Source organism: Polaribacter sp. Hel_I_88 (assembly GCF_000687935.1).
Classification (GTDB): domain Bacteria; phylum Bacteroidota; class Bacteroidia; order Flavobacteriales; family Flavobacteriaceae; genus Polaribacter.
This window is the reverse complement of the sequence record NZ_JHZZ01000001.1, coordinates 3129536-3150265: the sequence shown is the minus strand read 5'-3', so window position 1 is coordinate 3150265 and position 20730 is coordinate 3129536. Positions and strand designations below refer to the sequence as shown.

16 protein-coding genes are annotated in these 20730 nt (G+C 29.6%); 3 read left to right on the top strand and 13 right to left on the bottom strand.

Going from position 1 to position 20730, the window contains the following annotated elements; all coding sequences use genetic code 11:
• Position 1: 1 nt before the first annotated feature.
• The 10 genes from P161_RS0113955 to P161_RS0113910 all read right to left on the bottom strand — a co-directional run bounded on the left by P161_RS0113955 (position 2) and on the right by P161_RS0113910 (position 9530).
• Positions 2 to 1039, bottom strand: coding sequence for an o-succinylbenzoate synthase (locus P161_RS0113955; protein ID WP_026777548.1), 1038 nt, complete (start codon positions 1037 to 1039; stop codon positions 2 to 4).
• A gap of 158 nt (positions 1040 to 1197) precedes the next feature.
• The gene (locus P161_RS0113950) at positions 1198 to 1713 is read right to left on the bottom strand and encodes an SRPBCC family protein (RefSeq protein ID WP_026777547.1); all 516 of its coding nucleotides are present in this window, start codon (positions 1711 to 1713) and stop codon (positions 1198 to 1200) included.
• A gap of 40 nt (positions 1714 to 1753) precedes the next feature.
• Positions 1754 to 2689 carry a 1,4-dihydroxy-2-naphthoate octaprenyltransferase gene (menA, locus tag P161_RS0113945; protein WP_026777546.1) on the bottom strand — a complete coding sequence of 312 codons (936 nt, stop codon included), beginning with the start codon at positions 2687 to 2689 and terminating at the stop codon, positions 1754 to 1756.
• Positions 2680 to 4188 (bottom strand): PH domain-containing protein, encoded by a 1509-nt coding sequence (locus P161_RS0113940; RefSeq protein ID WP_026777545.1) that lies wholly within the window; start codon positions 4186 to 4188, stop codon positions 2680 to 2682. The genes menA and P161_RS0113940 overlap by 10 nt, the downstream gene beginning before the upstream one ends.
• Positions 4181 to 4693 carry a PH domain-containing protein gene (locus P161_RS0113935; protein WP_026777544.1) on the bottom strand — a complete coding sequence of 171 codons (513 nt, stop codon included), beginning with the start codon at positions 4691 to 4693 and terminating at the stop codon, positions 4181 to 4183. Before P161_RS0113935 ends, P161_RS0113940 begins: the two co-directional genes overlap by 8 nt.
• Before the next feature lie 4 nt (positions 4694 to 4697).
• Positions 4698 to 5111 carry an SPOR domain-containing protein gene (locus P161_RS0113930; RefSeq protein WP_026777543.1) on the bottom strand — a complete coding sequence of 138 codons (414 nt, stop codon included), beginning with the start codon at positions 5109 to 5111 and terminating at the stop codon, positions 4698 to 4700.
• A gap of 4 nt (positions 5112 to 5115) precedes the next feature.
• Positions 5116 to 5895 (bottom strand): (Fe-S)-binding protein, encoded by a 780-nt coding sequence (locus tag P161_RS0113925; RefSeq protein ID WP_026777542.1) that lies wholly within the window; start codon positions 5893 to 5895, stop codon positions 5116 to 5118.
• Positions 5896 to 6045: 150 nt separating this feature from the next.
• Positions 6046 to 7359, bottom strand: a complete 1314-nt coding sequence (locus P161_RS0113920; RefSeq protein ID WP_026777541.1) for a (Fe-S)-binding protein — start codon at positions 7357 to 7359, stop codon at positions 6046 to 6048.
• 17 nt (positions 7360 to 7376) lie between these two features.
• Positions 7377 to 8372: an MlaD family protein gene (locus tag P161_RS18665; protein WP_036841504.1), complete on the bottom strand. Its 996-nt coding sequence runs from the start codon at positions 8370 to 8372 to the stop codon at positions 7377 to 7379.
• A gap of 54 nt (positions 8373 to 8426) precedes the next feature.
• On the bottom strand, positions 8427 to 9530 hold the full coding sequence (locus P161_RS0113910; protein WP_051605762.1) for an N-acetylmuramoyl-L-alanine amidase: 1104 nt from the start codon (positions 9528 to 9530) through the stop codon (positions 8427 to 8429).
• Between the two features lie 92 nt (positions 9531 to 9622).
• On the opposite strand from P161_RS0113910, the gene P161_RS0113905 reads away from it, so the two are divergent.
• Positions 9623 to 12319 (top strand): putative LPS assembly protein LptD, encoded by a 2697-nt coding sequence (locus tag P161_RS0113905; protein WP_026777539.1) that lies wholly within the window; start codon positions 9623 to 9625, stop codon positions 12317 to 12319.
• A gap of 114 nt (positions 12320 to 12433) precedes the next feature.
• On the top strand, positions 12434 to 12814 hold the full coding sequence (locus P161_RS0113890) for a Rid family detoxifying hydrolase (RefSeq protein WP_026777538.1): 381 nt from the start codon (positions 12434 to 12436) through the stop codon (positions 12812 to 12814).
• Between the two features lie 94 nt (positions 12815 to 12908).
• Here the strand turns inward: P161_RS0113890 and gap are convergent, their stop codons facing one another.
• The 3 genes from gap to P161_RS0113875 form a co-directional block, all read right to left on the bottom strand.
• Entirely contained in the window at positions 12909 to 13910 is a 1002-nt protein-coding gene (gene gap / locus P161_RS0113885; RefSeq protein WP_026777537.1) for a type I glyceraldehyde-3-phosphate dehydrogenase, read from the bottom strand.
• Between the two features lie 18 nt (positions 13911 to 13928).
• A complete protein-coding gene (gene pfkA / locus P161_RS0113880; RefSeq protein WP_026777536.1) occupies positions 13929 to 14912 on the bottom strand; it encodes a 6-phosphofructokinase in 984 nt (327 codons plus the stop codon).
• Between the two features lie 157 nt (positions 14913 to 15069).
• A complete protein-coding gene (locus tag P161_RS0113875; RefSeq protein ID WP_036841502.1) occupies positions 15070 to 19461 on the bottom strand; it encodes a translocation/assembly module TamB in 4392 nt (1463 codons plus the stop codon).
• Positions 19462 to 19691: 230 nt separating this feature from the next.
• On the opposite strand from P161_RS0113875, the gene tsaD reads away from it, so the two are divergent.
• A complete protein-coding gene (gene tsaD, locus P161_RS0113870; protein WP_026777534.1) occupies positions 19692 to 20717 on the top strand; it encodes a tRNA (adenosine(37)-N6)-threonylcarbamoyltransferase complex transferase subunit TsaD in 1026 nt (341 codons plus the stop codon).
• The last annotated feature ends 13 nt before the right edge of the window (positions 20718 to 20730 follow it).

The following is a 20730-nucleotide window of genomic DNA, read 5'->3' as shown; positions in this document are numbered from 1 at the left end:
TTTATAAATTAAAATTCCAATTTTTATTGGAATTATAGTGTAATTTTCCGTTTTTAACTTCTAAAGGACTGTCGAAATTATTGGTAAATAATCCTCCTGTTCCTAAACCTTGAGGCAATTTATTTTGCAATGTATACGTAAATTGCGTAATTGCATTTAAGCCAATATTACTTTCTAAAGCTGATGTTATCCACCAATCTGCGTTATTCTTTGTTGCAAAATTAATCCATTCCTTACTACCTGCAAAACCACCAACCAAACTTGGTTTTAAAATGATAAACTGTGGTTTAATAGTTTCAATTAGTTCTTGTTTTTCTTCGGATTTAAAAACACCAATCAATTCTTCATCTAAAGCAATTGGTAAAGGTGTTTTTGAACATAAAGCAGCCATTTCTTGAATTTGTCCTTGTTTTATAGGTTGTTCTATAGAATGGATATCTAAAGCTGATAAACGCTTTAATTTCTCTAACGCATTTTTGGGACTAAATGCACCATTTGCATCTACTCTTAATTCTATTTCGTTTGCTGTAAATTCTTTTCTAATGGATGTTAACAACTCAATTTCAGCCTCAAAATCAATGGCACCAATTTTCATTTTGATGCAAGAAAAACCCGTTTTTAGTTTCTCTTTAATTTGATCTTTCATAAACTGCTTTTCGCCCATCCAAATTAAACCATTAATGTTAATGGCTTTATTTCCTTTGGTAAATTCTGATGGGAAAAGTTCGAATTTGTCATCACTTTTTAAAGATAAAAATGCTTGTTCTAATCCAAACTGAATTGATGGAAAGTCAATGAGTTTTAATAACAAGTTTTCTAAACCTAAACTAATATTTTTACAAACCCAACTTAGTTTTTCTTCATAATTAGGAACGTCATCAATACTTAAACCTCTAAAAAGTCCTGTTTCTCCAATACCTGTTTTACCATCTTCTTCTAAAATGATAAACCAAGTTTCTTTGGTTCTTAAAATTCCTCTGGAAGTTCCACTTGGGTTTTTGAAGTTGAGAATGTATTTTTTGTAGGTTGCTTTTATCAAAATATATAATTTGCTTTATTGAATTTAAAATATAAAAATTTTAACAAATAGGGGCATAGAAAACATAGTTTTGGATTTACTATTCTTAATGCAACTTTAGATTTAAAAAACTTTTTAAATTATCCTAAATACTGCAAACTGCAACTGAAAACTGAATACTATTCCTTTTCAATATACTCCTTAAAATTATCTAAATACGTCTGACTTTGAGCTTCTAATTTATCAGCAAAAAAAGGCAACATACAAGACATGATGTACGATTTACTATTACAAGCAGAGTTCAGTTTAATGGTGGTTATACCATTATTTTCAAAAAAAGTATAATCGTCTTTTTTTAACATATTTTCAGCATCAAAAAATAAGGTAACTTTTTCATTAGGCACATAAGCCATCACTTTTTGAGTCATCTTAATTTCTTGATCTTGATTTTCTACAACAATATCATAAACACTTCCTGTTTTTCCGAAATTTTCATTTACCACTTCGAATTTTTTAATTTCTGGAATCCAATTTTTGGTGTTTTCTGGAGTGTTAAATTCCGTAAAAACAACTTCAATAGGTTTATTTATGATAACTGATGCTTGATATGTAGTTTCTTTTACAACAATACCTGTCGCAAAAAAAGCTAATGTTAAAATAACAATAATCGTTAAAATTACTTTTACAGTCTTCATATTTTAATACAATATTTTATAAATTTTAAGTGTTTTAGATCTAAAAAATAGTATTTCCAATGCTAAATAAAATAGCAAATAAAAATGTACTTAACGCTACTTTTTTTAACTCACTATCTAAAGCTGCTGGAATTTTATTTTCTGCTACAGTTTTTATATTTTTTATCAACGGAATAAAAGCAACTAAAAATACAAATTGATATACAGATTCGTAGTTTAAAAACACATAAATTAGTGCAAAAATTAAAGCTCCAATGATTAAAGAATAATGATATATTTTTGCATTATCAGTTCCTAATTTTACAACTAATGTATTTTTATTATTCTTTTGATCTTCTTCTCTATCTCGTAAATTATTTAAATTTAAAACAGCTGTACTTAACAAACCAATAGAAATTGCTGGTAAAAATATTTCAAAATTGATGGTTTTCGTATATAAAAAATAAGACCCAACAACACTTACCAAACCAAAAAACAGAAATACAAAAACATCGCCAAAACCAGAATACCCGTAAGCTGAATTACCCACTGTATATTTTATAGCTGCTGTAATTGAGGCAATTCCCAGCACAAAAAACAAGATTGAATACCCAAAATTGTCTTTGCCAAATGACACATAAATCAACGCTAAAGCAATTATTAAAGTGATAATGGTTGTGATAACCATTGCCATTTTCATTTGTTTAGGCGTAATTTTACCAGAAGAAACCATTCTTGCTTCTCCTGTTCTGTTTGTATCTGAACCTTTTACAAAATCTCCATAATCATTAGCGAAATTGGATAAAACCTGGAAACCAATTGTAGTTAGAATTGCTAACCAGAAAATTGGTGTAAGCCAAACCACTATTTTTATACTATTTGTTGTTAAAATTGAATTTAAATATTCGACCCCTAAATAACTCCCAACAATAATTCCAGAAATTGATAAAGGTAAAGTACGCAAACGTGCTGCTTTTATAAAACTTTTTACATCCATGAAGTTTGGCTCGTTTCTACTTTATACAAAGTATGGTTATAAATTTTAATGGCCTCTTGAAAATCGATACAAGGAATTTTTATTTTCCCTGAAGCTGTTTGTAAAATTAAATCGGCAACATTACTTCTTTTTTGAAAAATTGTCTGCTGCATTTCTATATTCTGAACCTTAAAAATTTCTAAATAGGTAATATGCGTTTCTAACAATCCTTTGCCAACTAAGATCATTTCGTCAGAAATTTTATAGAAACGTTTCTTTACTTTTTTCAAGATCAAAAATACAACAATTGGAACGACTACTATAGTTGAATAGAAAATTTCGAAATGAGAATACACTACATAGGTTATTGTATAAGCTAGTATTAAAAACAAAAAAGTAAAAATAAAAAGCCTTCTCTTAAAGTAGTTTTCTGGATGTTTCTTGTCGCTATTTTCAACATCAGTTGGGTTAAACAAACTTGCTTTTATAATTTCTATTTGCTCTTTTTTACAACCAACTATTCGTATTAACTTGTCTTTCTTCTTATTGTTTATTTTACCACTTACTGCTTGTTTAAAAGTGATAAAAGAAATGCCAATCAACCTTTTTAAAGGATTTGTAGATATGGTAATATTCTGAATTTTTTGCTTTTTTAAAATAATCGATTTTTTGGTAAATAAACCCTGGTTAATTTCAAAAGCATCTTCTTTTAAGTAGGCTGTTAAATTAAAATGAACTAAAAACACTCTCACAAAAGAACTTACTAAAGCAACAATAGTTAACAATAAAAGGATGATAATTACTAAAAAAATACTCGCAGAAATTGCATTTGTATTTTCTTCAATAAAACCATCTATGGCTTCTGTTTGCCCTAAACTGTCTGATAATTGTTGTAATTGTTGCAATAAACCAAATACAATTGCAAAAAATAATAATAAATTTTGCAAATGGTTTTCGGTTAAACTTACCTTAAAAAGCTCTTTAACACCAATTCTTACCAATGGTTTTGTTTCTTGCTTTTCAACTACTTCTTCCTCAATAAGTTTTGTGTTTTTAGAAATGATTTCTTTTAACGCTGTTGCTTTTTGCAAAGACAGCGCTTTTATTGAAATTTCTGTAGTGCTTGAACCAGCAGTTTCTATGCTTACCTCAAAAACACCAATAATTTGTTGCACTATATTTTGCTTAAAATTGATGTTTTGTATGCGATGAAAAGGAATGGCTGTATTTGTTTTTTTAAGAATTCCTTGTTTTAAAATAAAGTGTTCGTTTTCTATTTTAAATTGAAAGTTTTTGAAAATTAAATAGGTTCTAATTAAAAAGAAAATAAGGAAAAATGCAATTCCTGCATAAATATAAATTGCATCTATTTTGTTTGTTATCTTGGTGAAATCTTTTACTATCAAAAAAACCAAAATCCAAGTTAGTTTTAAAAATTTATAAAGATGTGCAATATAAATAACTAAAATACCTTTTGTTGATTGCCTTGAAAAAGTTGAAAAATCAAACAAATTATTCATCTATTTTTGTGCTAATAAATTCTTTAATTTGTAATGCTTTTTCTTTGTTGATGCCTTTAATTTCTAAATCGTCACTACTATCACCTGCTGTAAAAACGCTAATAGAAGCCAAATTAAAAACTCTTGAAATTGGTTTTTCATCAATCTCTACATGTTGAATTCTTGAAAACGGAACTGTTGTAATCTTTTTAGTAAATAAACCAGCTTTGTAAGAAATATCTTTGTCTCTTACAACATACATTCTTTTCGGAAAACTAAAGATTAGGAATAAAAAAATCAATCCAAAAAAAGACGTAAATAACGCATATATATAAATTGAATAGACTGTTATTTCTTCTGTAAATGTAAATTTATCTAACAAAACCAAACCCACAAAAAGAGGGATAAGTATCAGAAAAAAATTGATTAAAATTACTTTGAGGTAACTTTTATCAATTTTTGTAAATTCAACTTCAATAATATTTGGTAAAGTAGTAACTTCTGAATTTTGAAAATAATCTGCCATAAATTTACTCTTGTAAAGCTTCTGAAATATGAATTGGCTCGTTATTTTTTAACGCTTGCACAAACGCTCCTTTATACGTATTTAAAACCTGTAATCTAAATTGTTTAGCTTCTTGATACGTTTCAAAAGAACCTAACCTGTATTTTGTTAAAGAATTTTCTTGATATGTTTTCACAGCATTCAAATTCATTAATTGCTCATTTTCATTTTTTAAAGCAGCAATTTGAACTGTAAATACAACTTTATCATTCTTAACGCTTTCAGAATCTGCATTTTTAAGCATATCGTCTTTTTCTACTTCAAAAACAGGTGAAGTAATTTCTGGTTCAGAGATTTTTTCATCCTCTTTTTCTACTTCCTTATTTTTACAAGAAAATAAACAAATTGATAAAAAAAGTACGATTGCTAAATTTTTCATTTTTTTAAAGATTATTTGCTTCTGCGATTAGTTCTGCAATGTCTCTTACAATAACATTGTCTTCTCTTTCCTTAAATTTTATGCCATCTGTCATCATTGTATTGCAATAAGGACAGCCAGTTGCAATTATTTGAGGATTGGTTTTTAAAGCGTCTTCTGTTCTTAAAACATTTACTTCTTTATCACCCTTTTCTGCATCTTTAAACATTTGTGCACCTCCAGCTCCACAGCATAAAGCAGTTTCTCTGCTACGTTTCATTTCTGTTAAATTAACGCCTAATCTTCTAATTAAATCTCTAGGAGACTCATATACTTCATTGGCTCTACCTAAATAACAAGGATCATGAAACGTAACTCTTTTTCCTTTTAAATTGGTATCATCGATCTTTAAACGACCTTCTGAAATTAAATTTTGAATGAATTGTGTATGATGATACACCTCGTATTTTCCTCCTAAAGAAGGATATTCATTTTTAAAAGTATTGAAGGAATGTGGATCGCAAGTCACGATTTTTTTCACTTCATAACCATTTAAAACTTCGATATTCATCATAGCTTGCATTTGAAACAAAAACTCGTTTCCTGCTCTTTTTGCTGCATCTCCTGTTGATGATTCTTCCACACCTAAAACTGCAAAATCTACATTTGCTTGATGTAAAATTTTTACGAATGCTCTGGTTATCTTTTTTGCTCTATCATCATAACTTCCTGCAGCACCAACCCAAAACAACACTTCTGGTTGTTTGCCTTGAGCCATCATATCTGCCATTGTTGGTACGTTCATAAAAAAAGCCCCTGTTTCCCCAAAGGGGAACACACGCAAGGGTTACGTATTTAGTTAATATTAAATTTTATCCTTTTTAAAATATTTATTTTCATAAATAATTCTCCACTAACAAACTAACACACTGCTCCCCTTTGGGGAAACAGGGGCTTATTCATTTGCCCAATTCAACCTATCTTGTTGATTGTAAGCCCAAGGTGCACCATTATTCTCGATGTTTGTCATCATCATGTTTAATTCTTGAGGTGCTGCACTTTTTTCCATCACTAAATATCTTCTCATATCCATAATGATTGATAATGGATCGATATTTACAGGACATTCCTCTACACAAGCATTACAACTTGTACATGCCCAAAGTTCTTCTTCTAAAATATAATCGCCTAAAAGCTGTTTTCCATCATCGACAAAAGCACCTTTATTTGCATCTATATTTCTACCAACTTCTTCAAGTCGATCTCTTGTGTCCATCATAATTTTACGAGGAGACAATTTTTTACCTGTTAGATTTGCAGGACAAGCAGAAGTACATCGTCCACATTCTGTACAAGTGTATGCGTTTAATAATTGTACCCAACTTAAATCTGCTACATCACTTGCGCCAAATTTTTCTGGCACAGCTTCTTCTGCTCCTTCAGCTGGCATTGCATAAGGATCTGCATCAGGATCCATCATTAATTTAACTTCGTTTGTAACCGATTCTAAATTATTGAATTGTCCTTTTGGTTTTAAATTGGCAAAATAAGTGTTTGGAAACGCCAATAAAATATGTAAGTGTTTAGAATAATACAAGTAATTTAAAAAGATTAAAATACCTACAATATGCAACCACCAAGCAGTTCTTTCTATTGTATGAATCGTTTCTGGTGTAAAACCATCAAATAATGGCGCCACAAACTGACTTATTGGATTTCCAATTCCTGCTTGTTGAAAAGGAACATCTGTAGCATTCATCACAATAAAAAGCGTCATTAAAACCATTTCAAAATAAATGATATAATTGGCATCGCTTTTTGGCCAGCCTTTCATTTCTCTGCTTAAAAAACGTTTGATGTTTGATACATTTCTTCGCAACCAAAAAACAACAACAGCAACAAAAACTAAAGCTGCTAAAATTTCGAAAGTTCCAATTAAAAATGCGTAAAAACCATCTCCTATAATTCCTTGAAAAACTCTATGAGTACCTAATAAACCATCAATAATAATTTCTAAAACTTCGATATTTATAATGATAAAACCAATGTAAACGATAATATGAAGAAGACCAGACAAAGGTCTTTTAACCATTTTAGATTGCCCAACTGCAATCATCAACATATTTTTTAATCGTTCAGATTTGTTATCTGTTCTGTCTACATCTTTTCCTAATTTAATGTTTCTTGATAATTTTCTGACGTTCATCACAAAATAACCAATACCAACAGCTAAAGTTAGCGCAAAAAGTATATTTGGTAAATATTGCATAGTTGTTTTTTAAAATACTATTGTTTTAATTCTTCCAGTTGTTCTGTTAATTCTTTTAATTCTTGCAATTGATTTTCTACAGGAGAATATTCTTTTGGTTTTTTACCAAATACCGAAAAATGAACATATCTTTTAGGATTTAATTTTATATCTCTTAATAACTCTTCTAATTCTTTGGTTGCAGCCTCAATATTATCGTACAATTGTTCGTCGTTAAGAAGTTTACCAACAGAACCTGAATTAGAATTTATTTTTTTAGATAATTCATTAAAATTATTAACAGCGTTTTCTGCTTTTTTTACAATTTCATTAATATTAACAGTTGTTAAACTATCAGAAATCTTGCTTAAGTTTCCTGTAATATCTTTTGTGTTTTGTAATGTTTTTTTAAGATTATCTTGATTATCAACAACAAGAGAATTTACCCTTTGCACTGTTTCTCTTAAATCTGCAATAATTGCTGCTATATTGCTAATAGAGCCATTTACACCACTTATAGTTTCTTCATTTAAAATTCTATTTACACCACTAAATAAAGTATCTGCTCTTACTATTACTTTTTCAAGTTTTTGCTGAAGTGGATCTAATCTTTCTCCAATCGAGGTAAATAAACTCTCTTCGATTTTACCTTCAAGGGTGTCTCCAGACACAGCCATTTCACCTTCATAACTAGGAATTATTGCCAAACTTGAAGCCGCTAATGGATTGGGTGAATAAATTCTTACGACACTTTTTTTAGAAAACTCAAAATCGTTTTCAACTGAAAAAGTAACAATCAATTCCCCTCTTTTCTCAGGTGTTGTATTAAACTCTATTTCATTAACTTGCCCAACTTTTAAGCCATTTAGAGTTACAGAACTTGCTCTGTTAAGACCTCCAATTTTAGAGTATTCTACTTGAAATTTACGGGCTTTACCATCTAACAAATCATGTCCTTTTAAAAAATTGAAACCCCAAAAGAAAGCTACAATTATTAAAACTACTACAATTCCTGTTTTTAATTCTTTAGACATACATAGAAATTTAATAACAATATTACTGATTTTTTTTGTTTGAAAGTGCCAAATTTAAGGCATTTTATTAACTTCTTTTACAGATACTTTTTCTCCATTTTTAAAAGCCACAATAAAGGCAGATGTATAGCCTTTCTTTTTAACAATATCTAAAGATGCTATAACATCTTTGTAAGAGGAAGTTACCCCATAATAATATTTATAAAAAGACCCAACTTTTACTCTTTCAACATTTACTAAGCCTTTAAAATTATAAGATTTTGTTTCAATTTTATTTCTTCCAGATGCTAATTGAACTTTATATTCTACCTCATTATTTATGGTTTCAACAAAATCGTTTTCAGAAATTTTTTCAATTACTGTATTTAATTTTAAATTACTCACATAATTTTCAATTGCATCTGCAATTGATTTACTCATTTGCAACTGCCCTTTTTTTGAATTTAAATATCTACCTTCATTTTTGTTAGTTAAAAAACCCAACTCAACCAAAACACTTGGCATAATCGTTTCTCTTAAAACTTGAAAATTATCTTGTTTTACCTTTCGATCATTTCTTTTTAATTTAAAAGTAAAATTGTTTTGTATTAGACTAGCAATCTCTAAACTTTTATCTAAATTTTCTTCTTGTAAAAGTGATAATCCAACAACAGATTCTGCTGAATTCGGATCAAAACCTGTATAACGATCTTGAAAGTTATCTTCTAAAAGAATACTAGAGTTTTCTCTTTTTGCAATTTCTAAGTTTTTTTTGTTTCCTCTTAACCCTAAAACAAAAGTTCCTGCTCCATATGCATTCGATGTATGAGAATCACAATGAATTGACACAAATAAATCTGCTTTTGCTGTATTGGCTACATCTCCTCTTTTCCATAAATCAATAAAAACATCTTTGTCTCTTGTGTACAAAACTTTAATATCTTTATTTTTCTTTAATTCGTTGCCAACACTTAAAGCCACTTTTAAGGCAATATTTTTCTCTTTATATCCGTTTCCTAAATTCCCTGGATCTTTACCTCCATGACCAGCATCTATTACAATCGTATATTTTTTCTGAGCATTTGTGGTAAATCCCGAAAATAAAAAGACAAGCGAAAATGTTAAAAAAACAAGTTTTTTAAATTTGGTATTAATTTTGTTCGTTTGTGAAAAGTTCATCAATAAAATTTAACTAATTTTGGCGTCATTAATTTTGTGTTTCAATTATTGAGCCATACTTTTACTTTTATACAAAAATAGCATATATAGCATTGCAATCAAACCTATCATACCTACTTTTATTTTGTTGTATCTTTTTTGTAAAGATTGGGTTAGCACAAGATATAAAATCGACAGAAAAAATCGTAATTCCCTCTGTACAAAGAGATTCTATAAAGCTACAGAAAAAAGACTCCTTATTATCTATCAATAAAGATAGTCTCATTTTAAAAAAAGACAGCTTACTTCTTAAAAATAAAGACTCAATTGTAAAGGATTCTATAAAATTAAAGGAAAGTATTGATGATATTATTACACATATTGCCCAAGATTATACTATTCAAAATGCAAAAGAAAAAACAGTAACCTTATATAATGAGGCAAATATAACCTATACAGATATTGATTTAAAAGCGGGTATTATTATTATAGATTATAAAAAAAATACACTTTTTGCAAAGGGTATTAAAGATAGTACTGGTTATATACAAAGACCTGTTTTTAAACAAGGTGGCCAAGAATCTGAACAAGATTCCATACTTTATAACTTTAAAAGTAAGCGAGCTTTAATTTATGGTTTAAAAACCAAACAAGGAGAAATGTTTACCTATGGTGAAAAAACTAAACAGGTAAACGATTCTACTATTTATATTCGTAAAATTAGATTTACAACCTCTGAGAAAGAAGTACCTGATTATTATATAAGTACTGATAAAGCGAAATTAGTTCCTGGAAAAAAAATTATTGTGGGTGTAAGTAATTTAGTTTTAGCAGATGTACCCACTCCCGTTTTTTTACCTTTTGCCTATTTTCCGATGACAGAAACGAGTGTTTCTGGTTTTTTAATTCCTGCTTTTGATACTGGAAGTAGCGCTAGAGGTGTTGGTTTGCAAAATGGAGGTTATTATTTTGCTATTAACGATTATGTAGATTTAACGTTAACTGGAGATGCCTGGGCAAATGGAAGTTGGGGTTTAAGAACAAACTCTAACTACAATAAACGCTACAGATTTAATGGAACTTTTAGCTTTAATTACGAAAACATCATTAACGGTATTCGAGGTTTTGATGATTTTGATAAAAGAAGCAACTTTAACATCAGATGGAATCATAGTCAAGATTCTAAAGCGAGCCCTAATTCAAGATTTTCAGCTTCTGTAAATTTAGGAAGTAGTCGTTTTTTTAGAGAATCTTTAAATCAATTTAATTTAAATCAGAACCAAAACAACACATTCAATTCTTCTGTAAATTACAGTAAAACTTTTGTTGGCACACCTTTTAATATGGCTGTTACAGCTTCTCATCAACAGAACACAAATACAGAAAGTATAACAATGACATTGCCATCGTTAACTTTAAACATGAATAGGGTTTACCCATTTGCAGGGAAAAATGGTGTAAAAAAGAATCCGATTCAAAAATTAGGCTTTAATTATAATATGCAAGGTCAATATTTAATTAATACAACTGATGATGAATTTTTTACTAGCAAAATGTTTGAAACTGCTAGATCTGGTATGCAACATAAAACAAGTACGAATACCAATATTAAAGCATTTAAATATTTTACGTTATCACCAAGTGCAAATTATGAAGAAACTTGGCAGTTTGATTATATTGATAGAAAATACGATGAAACTAACAATGTAATCGTTACAGATACTTTAAGAGGTTTTAAGTCTTACAGAGAATATAATATGGGAGTTAGCTTGTCTACCAATATTTATGGAACCTTCAACTTTAAAAAAGGAAGATTAAAAGCAATTAGACACACCATAAGACCAACAATTTCTTATTCTTACAGACCTGATTTTAGAGATAATTATTTAGAGCAAGTTCAGCAAAGCGCAAATCCTTTAGACGTTATAGATTATACTGTTTTTGATCAAGGAATTTATGGAGCTCCATCAGGAGGTTTAAGCAATTCTATTGGGCTTTCTGTAAACAATGTTTTAGAGGCAAAAATGGCACCTAAAGATCCTGATAGCGATGAAGAAGATGAAAAAATAATGCTTCTAAATAATTTAAATTTTAATACTTCTTATAACATTGCTGCAGATAGTTTACGTTGGTCTAATGTTACTTTTAGTGCTGGAACAAGACTTTTTAAAGATAAATTAGCCCTAAACTTTAATGGCTCTTTAGATCCTTACCAAGTAAATGAAAATGGTAGAAGAATCGATAAATTTAATCCTGGTATTTTTAGATTAACCAACGCCAATTTAACAGCTAATTATTCTATTTCTAGTACTGATTTTAATAAAAGTGAAAAAGGGAATCAGAATAGCAATGCTAATGGTAACAATAATCCTCCTGATACAATGGGTGCAGACATTGACCCAACAAATAGGCAAGGAAGACAAGATGCAAGAGATATTGGTGGTGGAACTACAAAAACAGATTTATATAAAGGTAAAATTCCTTGGTCTTTAAATTTAGTATATGCAGCAACCTATTCTAACAATGGTGTAGTACCAGGAACTATTGGTGTGCATACTTTGGGTTTTAGTGGTAATGTTGATTTATCACCAAAATGGAAAGTTGGCTATTCTTCTGGTTATGATGTTAAAAATGGTGCTTTTTCTTTTTCTAGATTTAACTTTACAAGAGATTTAGATAGCTGGCAATTCAATTTTAATTGGGTGCCTTTTGGCTCTAACTCATCATATACCTTTTTTATTGGTGTAAAATCATCTACACTAGCAGATTTAAAATGGGATAAAAATAAACCACCAGATAGATTGTTTTAATTGGTGTTGGAAGTTGGAAGTTGGAAGTTGGAAGTTGGAAGTTGGAAGTTGGAAGTTGGAAGTTGGAAGTTTAAAATAAAAAAAATCTTTTAAGAAGAGACCAAAAATATAAAAATGAAAAAAATAATATCAACTACAAAAGCACCTGCTCCTATTGGGCCCTATAATCAAGCTATTTTAAGTGGAAATACTTTATACACGTCTGGACAAATTGCAATAAATCCAACAACTGGAGAATTAGTTTTAGATACTATCGAAGCCGAAACAAAACAAGTAATGGAAAATATGAAAGAAGTTTTAGCTGCTGCTGAAATGACTTTTGAAAACGTTATAAAATCATCTATTTTTATTGCTGATATGAATCAGTTTGCTAAAATAAATACCGTTTATGGTTCTTATTTTAATGAAGAAACTGCGCCTGCAAGAGAAACTGTTGAAGTTGCAAACTTACCAAAATTTGTAAATGTAGAAATTAGTATGATTGCTGTTAAATAAGTTAGCCATATTCAGTCTCAGTATTCAGTAAAAACTAAAAAACCTGATAGAAAATGAATTCTATCAGGTTTTTAGTTATTTGAAATTGTAGTTACTATAAAGTATCAGCATATTCAATTAAATCAACTATTTTAGTTGAATATCCCATTTCGTTATCATACCAAGCAACAACCTTTACAAAATTGTCATTTAAAGCAATACCTGCTTTAGCATCAAAAATTGAAGTTCTTGTATCTCCTACAAAATCTTGAGAAACAACCATATCTTCAGTATATCCTAAAACACCTTTCATTTCTTCACTTTCTGAAGCTGTTTTCATAGCTGCACAGATTTCATCATACGTAGCTGCTTTTTCTAGCTTTACAGTTAAATCTACCACAGAAACATCCATAGTTGGTATTCTAAAAGCCATACCTGTTAATTTACCATCCATTGCTGGGATTACTTTTCCTACAGCTTTTGCAGCACCAGTAGAAGAAGGAATTACGTTACCAATAGCAGAACGTCCTCCTCTCCAATCTTTTGCTGATGGTCCATCAACCGTATTTTGAGTTGCAGTTGCAGCATGTACAGTTGTCATTAAACCTTCAACAATACCAAAATTATCATTTAAAACTTTAGTAATTGGCGCTAAACAGTTTGTTGTACAAGATGCGTTAGAAAAAATCTTTTGATCTGCTTTTAATTCTTTGTTATTTACACCCATCACAAACATTGGTGTATGATCTTTAGATGGAGCAGATAAAACTACTTTTTTAGCTCCTGCTAATAAATGCTTTCCAGCAGTTTCCTCAGTCAAGAAAAAACCTGTAGATTCAATTACATAATCTGCATCAACTTCGTTCCATTTTAAGTTTGCTGGATCTCTTTCTGCTGTGATTCTAATTTCGTTTCCGTTAACAACTAATTTACCATCTTTAACCTCTACAGTTCCATCAAATTTTCCGTGAACTGAATCGTATTTTAACATGTATGCTAAATAATCTACATCTAATAAATCGTTTATTGCTACTACTTGAACGTTATCTCTTAATACTGAAGATCTAAATGCTAATCTTCCTATTCTACCAAATCCGTTAATTCCTACTTTTATCATATTCTTTCTATTTTACTATTATGTGGTCATGATATCTGACACACGAATTAATTCTTTATTTATTTTTGATTGTCCTTTGATTGCTTTTTCCAAAGGAGTTACTGCTATTTTATCATTTAATAAACCAACCATTAAATTAGATTTACCATCTAACAAAGATTCAACAGCTTTTACGCCCATTCTACTCGCCAAAACTCTGTCGAAACAAGAAGGAGAACCTCCTCTTTGCATGTGTCCTAAAACTGAAACTCGAACATCGTATTCTGGTAAATGCTCATTAACATAATCTTTTAGTTCAAAAACATTTTTACCAGTTTTATCGCCTTCAGCAACTATTACAATACTCGACGATTTCCCAGATTCCTTACTTCTCTGCAAAGATTCTAACAAACGCTCTAAACCTAAATCTTCTTCAGGTATCAAAATTTCTTCTGCTCCTGCTCCAACACCAACATTTAAGGCAATATGACCAACATCTCTACCCATTACTTCAATAAAAAATAATCTGTTGTGAGAAGATGCTGTATCTCTAATTTTATCGATAACCTCTACAGCGTTATTTAAAGCTGTATCATACCCTAATGTATGTGAAGTCCCTGCAATATCATTATCAATTGTTCCAGGAATTCCCATAATTGGGAAACCGAATTCTTTATTAAATATCAATGCTCCTGTAAAAGTACCATCTCCACCAATAACAACTAAAGCATCTATATGAGCTGCTTTTAAAGCCTCATATGCTTGTTGCCTTCCTTCTTTGGTCATAAATTTTTTAGACCTCGCAGATTTTAAAAAAGTACCTCCTTTGTTGATAATACCTTTAACACTTCGTGCATTTAGTTCGATAAAATCACCTTCTATCATTCCTTCATAACCTCTGTAAATTCCTGCACATTCTATTTTATAATATGCACAAGTTCTTACTACAGATCTTATTGCTGCGTTCATTCCTGGGGAATCTCCTCCAGAAGTCATTACGCCTATTTTTTTAATTTTCTCCATATATTATGATGTAAAAATAATTCTTTTTAGTGGTTTAAAATAATTAAATTACGAAATCGATATAGCCTTTAACCCCTTATTTTTAAAAGGAAAAATACAAATTTAAGTACGAAAACCATTTCGTTTTTAGTGAATAATCTGTTAAAAATTAAAGGTACTAATTTCCTTCAAAATTTATTAACGAGTTTACTTTTGGTTGCAAAGTATCTTTTTTCTCATTTTTTTTCGCCTTAATTTTCGTTTCTTTTTTAAGGCCAATTCTTGTAAGTAATCCTGATAAAGTATTAAAATTAACTTGATAAGATAAACCAACTCCCTGTGTATAACCTTCTTCTTGTTGCGAATATTGAATTTCGTTTTGTCGATTAAAAATAACCCCTCTAAAATTTCCTTCTGTATTTAAGAGAATTTCAACTTTAACCTCGCCAACAACACTTGATTGTGTTTGTGCACCCACAGGAACACCGACTTTTCCGTTGATAATTACTCGATCGCTAACTTGTGTGCTTACAGAAACATCTACTTGATTATCTATATTTAAACGATCTATATCATTGCCTCTTTCTCCTTGCTGATAATCTACACCCAATTGAAATTTACTATCAGGGTTGTTTAATAAACTCGAAAACGCGCCTGCAAGTGCACTTGATGCAGTGCCTGCCAACGTATTATTTACATCAAAATCTACTTTATCTGGATTTCGAAACGTATTAAAGGCTAATAAAGATATAAATTGAGTAGTTTTTTCATTTACATTATTATCATTTAAAACAAACTCTAACTCACTTGCTATAGTTGGATCTACATTTGTAAGTTGAATATCTAATTCTTGTTTTGAGTTGAACAAATCTCCTGTAATTCTTGTTACCAAATCGATTTCCTCTCTTCTGTTAGAATTAAAATTTTGCAATAAAACTCCAGGATTTGCTTTTGCTTTGTAAATGGCAGTAACATCTAAATTTGCTTCATAAGGATTTCCAATCCAAGAAACTGTTCCTCCTTTTTGGATTATAAAAGGTTTGTTGATAATGCCTCCATATCTAAAATCGTATACTCCAGAATCAATTCTGTAATCTCCATACATATTGAATTTACCTCTTGTATCGATTCTAATTTGTAGATTTCCTGATCCTCTTCCTGTTAATTGACTTCCATTCTCTTCATCAATTACAACTTGTGCTTCTGCATCTTTGGTAACTTCTAAATCAATATTTAAGGTTAATCCTTTTAAAGCTTCTTGCGCTAACTCTCTCTGCCTATCCTCTACTTTTATTTGATCAGATTTAAAATAAATTAAGCGAAAACTATCTACAGTTTCCACATCTTTTAAAGGTACTACAAATTTTGTTCTAGGGTTTGTTGTGGCATTAATATCTATGGTTAATTGATCTGTTAATCCAGAAACTGCAACTGAACCTTTCATAAAGGCAGTTCCATAATAAGTAGCCTCTTCCGTATTTTTTGTATCTAATGCCACTAAATTATCGGTATCGATTTCTAAATCTAAAAACCATTGTTCAAAATTTTGATGCGTTATATTACCAAACAATCTTCCTGTAGATTTATATTTACTATCAACTAGTTTAATATCTTCTAAAATAAAGGATTGTTGCTCTAAAGAAACTATGGATTCTCCCTCAAAATCAAAATCTACATTTAAATATGGAAATTTTAAACCTGCATTATTCAATTTTAAAACACCTTCCATATCTGGATTTCTTAAAAAACCTCTCAAAAAGAAGTTCCCAGAAACACTACCTCTTAAAGATGAAATTACATCTTGACCTAAAGGACTAAATGCTTGCAGATTATAATCTTCTAAATAAACTTCAATATCTATAATAGGTCTTTTATTCGAAAAATCTAAAACACCAGTGGCTGCAATACTTTTTACATTTTCATTATTAATGGATAAATCTACATTGTATTTTTCATAAGAATTATCTCCTGCAATATTGATGGCTAACTCTCCCTGTTTAAAGTTATTAACTTCAAAGCCACTAATAATTAAATTTGCCTCTGGACTGTAAACAGCTCCTTTTTGAACAAAATCTATATTACCAGAAACCCTACCTTTTAAAGCCAAACTATCTATTTCTGGTAAAAAACTTTGCAGTTTTACTTTGGTTAAATTTGCCAGTAATGTTTTTTCGCTATCTCCTTTTAAACTTCCTTTAAATTCTATTTTTTGTTGGCCAGATACTAGTTTAAACTGACTAAAATCAAATTCATTATTTTTTAAATCGAAGGTAATTTTATCTGTATAATCTTTATCTGGATTTATACTCCAAGCTGTATTTTTGATAACGAAAGTAGATTTCTCAAAACCTAAAACCGATTTTTTTTCTTTATTGATGGTATAAAAGAAATCTAAATTAAAATTCTCATTATTTTTTAGACCCCCATCAAATTCCGATTTAAAATAAAGCGTATCATTTTCTGTTCTGTTTAAAAGGTTTAATTTAGAGATATTATAGAATTTTGTATTTACTTCAGCTGCTGTTAAGTGAGAATTGTACAAAGGGTTTTGATTATCAGTCCTCAGTAAAATTTCTTTAAACTCATTGCCATAGGCATCTATTCTTGGTGATGAAAATGTAAACCTTAATTGATTTTTATTCGATTCTATTTTGCCTTTTAATTTGGTATTATCATCAATGTAAATATCAGGAAAAAACACATTTACAATTTGATTATATACTGTAAAATTAAAATCTAAAAACTGATTTGGTGCAACTTCATAAGGTTGATAATTCGTGTAAATACTTCCCAACGCATTTTGAGCTACTTTGGCAACTTCAGAAAACGTAAATTTACCTGTTACATACCCTTGAGCAATATCTTCAGATTCTAAATCGATTCTTTTAATACTATCTTTTACAGAAGATGCAACCATGAATTGTTTAAAACTAAATTCCTGCTTTTGATTGGTATAAAAAACATCTTTAAAAATAGCGTTTCCAACAATATCATCAAATGTATTGCCTTCTATATCTAACTCAAAAGAACCTTTTAAATGTGCAATACTATCTCTTGTAAACAGGTTAGTTTCCTTTAAATTTAAATAGTCAACATCCGACTTAAAATCAAATTCGTAAACTTCTGATGATAAATCTGCCAAGCCATTAAATTTCATTTTAAAATTCTCGTCATCAATGGTTAAATCTCCATCAAACTTGTTGTTTTGGTATTGTCCATTTGCTTCAATATTCTTATAATTATATTGCTTAAAACCAAATTCTGAAACTTTACCAACAAAAGAAGTGCTAATATTTTCTAGCTTAAATCCACTTCCATTTACATCTCCTTTTAAAGAAACTTTACCAAATAATGGATCGTTGAAAAAATTACCGATATCGAAATTTTTAAGTTGAATTTTTCCATCATATTTTGCGTAATCTATATTTTCGATATTGGCAATTTGTAAGTCTGTTTTAAGAGTACCAACAGCAGAGTTTACAGTAATATTTGTCTGGATTTGATCTGGAGTAACTTTTACTTTTCCATTTAAATTAAATTTGCCAAGTTTGCCAAATTCAGTTGGTAAATTTTTACCCAAAACATTTGGTAAAATATTCCTTAATTCTCTGTAAGTGGCTGTTAAATTTGCCAAATCTCCTTCAAAAACAAAACCTCTTTCTCTACTTACAGCATTCACAAAAAACAAATCTCCTTGTATTTTTAATCCTTTTTTTGAGGCTGAATTCAAGTTCTTTAACTCAAAGTTATTTAAAGTTCCATTCAAGTTTCCTTGCAAACTTAAAATATCATTTCCACTTAATTCGTCATAAAAATTTTTAACATCTTGCACAGCAACTTCGCTCTCTTTAAAACGTGCTTTAATTTGTACTTTATTAACAAAATCTGATAAATCTTCTCTTTTATACAGAAAATCTATTTCTGCTTTTATATGGGTATTTTCAGTTTGTAGAGTTGTATTTTTAAAATGCATTGCAGTTTCAGAATAACTAAAATCGGTTGTTAAATTAGTTACATCCAAACCAAATTTATCAATAAAATACAAACCTCTTATATTGCTCGAAAATTTAGGGCCTACAATTGATAAATCTTGTAAATTACCACCTGCATTTTTAGCAGCATAATTTACAGAATCTACTTTATTAGCATTTGTTACTCTAAAATTTAAGTTATTTACATAAACATTAGATGTTTTTAGAACAAAAGGATTCAGCGAATCTTTAGGAGTTCCATCATCAAAAGAATCAATAAAAATACCCATATTATCATTTTCCTCACCTTTATAGGTTTTCATGTAATAATAGGCGCCATCAAGATAAATATCATTTAGATACACCTCTTTATCTAAAATTCTTTTTGCGTTTATAATCGATGTTGTCAATTTCGCAACATAAATCATGGTATCTTTATGATGATCTTTAATTTCGATTCCTTTTAAATTTACACTTCCTAAAAAAGATAAATCAACCTTATTTATCGATAAATTTGTTCCAAAATCTTCGTTAATTTTATCAGTATAATGTTTACCTATTTTTGTTTGCACTACAGGAATAGAAAGCACTATACTCATCAAAAGTAAAAAGAGTATAAAGTACCCTAAAAATTTCAGTATTTTCTTTCCTATTATTTTGATATTTGATGGTTTTAATGTGGTTGTAAGATATGATTAATAATACTCAAAAATTTGACCAATTAGTACAAAGAACGTGCAATTTTAACAAAGAATTAAATTTCTATTCTTAAAAATCAAAGAGGTGCATAAATTAATCCTTAATTTTGCAGCACTTTAACTAATTTTTGATGAAAAAACCTGTTTATATTTTAGGAATAGAGTCTTCTTGTGATGATACAAGTGCTGCTGTGATTTGTGATGCTAAAGTGTTGAGTAACGTTGTTGCAAACCAAGAAGTACACTCAAAATATGGTGGAGTTGTTCCAGAATTAGCTTCAAGAGCGCATCAACAAAATATTGTACCTGTTGTGCAACAGGCTTTGGAACAAGCAAATATTACTAAAGAACAATTAGCTGGAATTGCCTTTACCAAAGGCCCAGGTTTAATGGGATCTTTATTGGTAGGTACTTCTTTTGCAAAATCGTTGGCTTTAGGGTTACAAATTCCTTTGTTGGATGTAAACCATATGCAAGCACATATTTTGGCTCATTTTATTAAAGATGATGTCAGCAAAATACCTACTTTCCCTTTTATTTGTTTGACAATAAGTGGTGGACATACTCAAATTGTAAAAGTTACCAACCATTTTGATATGGAAATTTTAGGCGAAACTATAGATGATGCTGTTGGAGAAGCTTTTGATAAATCTGCCAAAATTTTAGGATTGCCTTATCCTGGAGGTCCTTTTATTGACAAGTATGCTAAATTAGGAAACCCAAAAGCTTACAAATTCACAAAGCCAAAAGTGGGCGATTTAGATTTTAGTTTTAGTGGTTTAAAAACGGGAATTTTATATTTTATTCAAAAGCAACAAAGAGTAAATCCTAATTTTATTGAGGAAAACTTACATGATATTTGTGCTTCAATTCAGTTTACAATTATAGAAATTTTGATGAATAAATTAAAAAATGCTGTTAAAAAAACAGGGATTAAACAAATTGCTATTGCTGGTGGCGTTTCTGCAAATTCAGAAATTAGAAATCGTTTACAATTAGCAGAACAACATTTTGGCTGGCAAACCTACATCCCAAAATTCGAATATACTACAGACAATGCAGCAATGATTGCAATTACTGGCTATTTAAAATTTTTAAATAACGATTTTGCCAATGTTAATGTAACTGCAAAAGCTCGTTTAAAAGTTACAGAATAAATCTCTAAGAGAT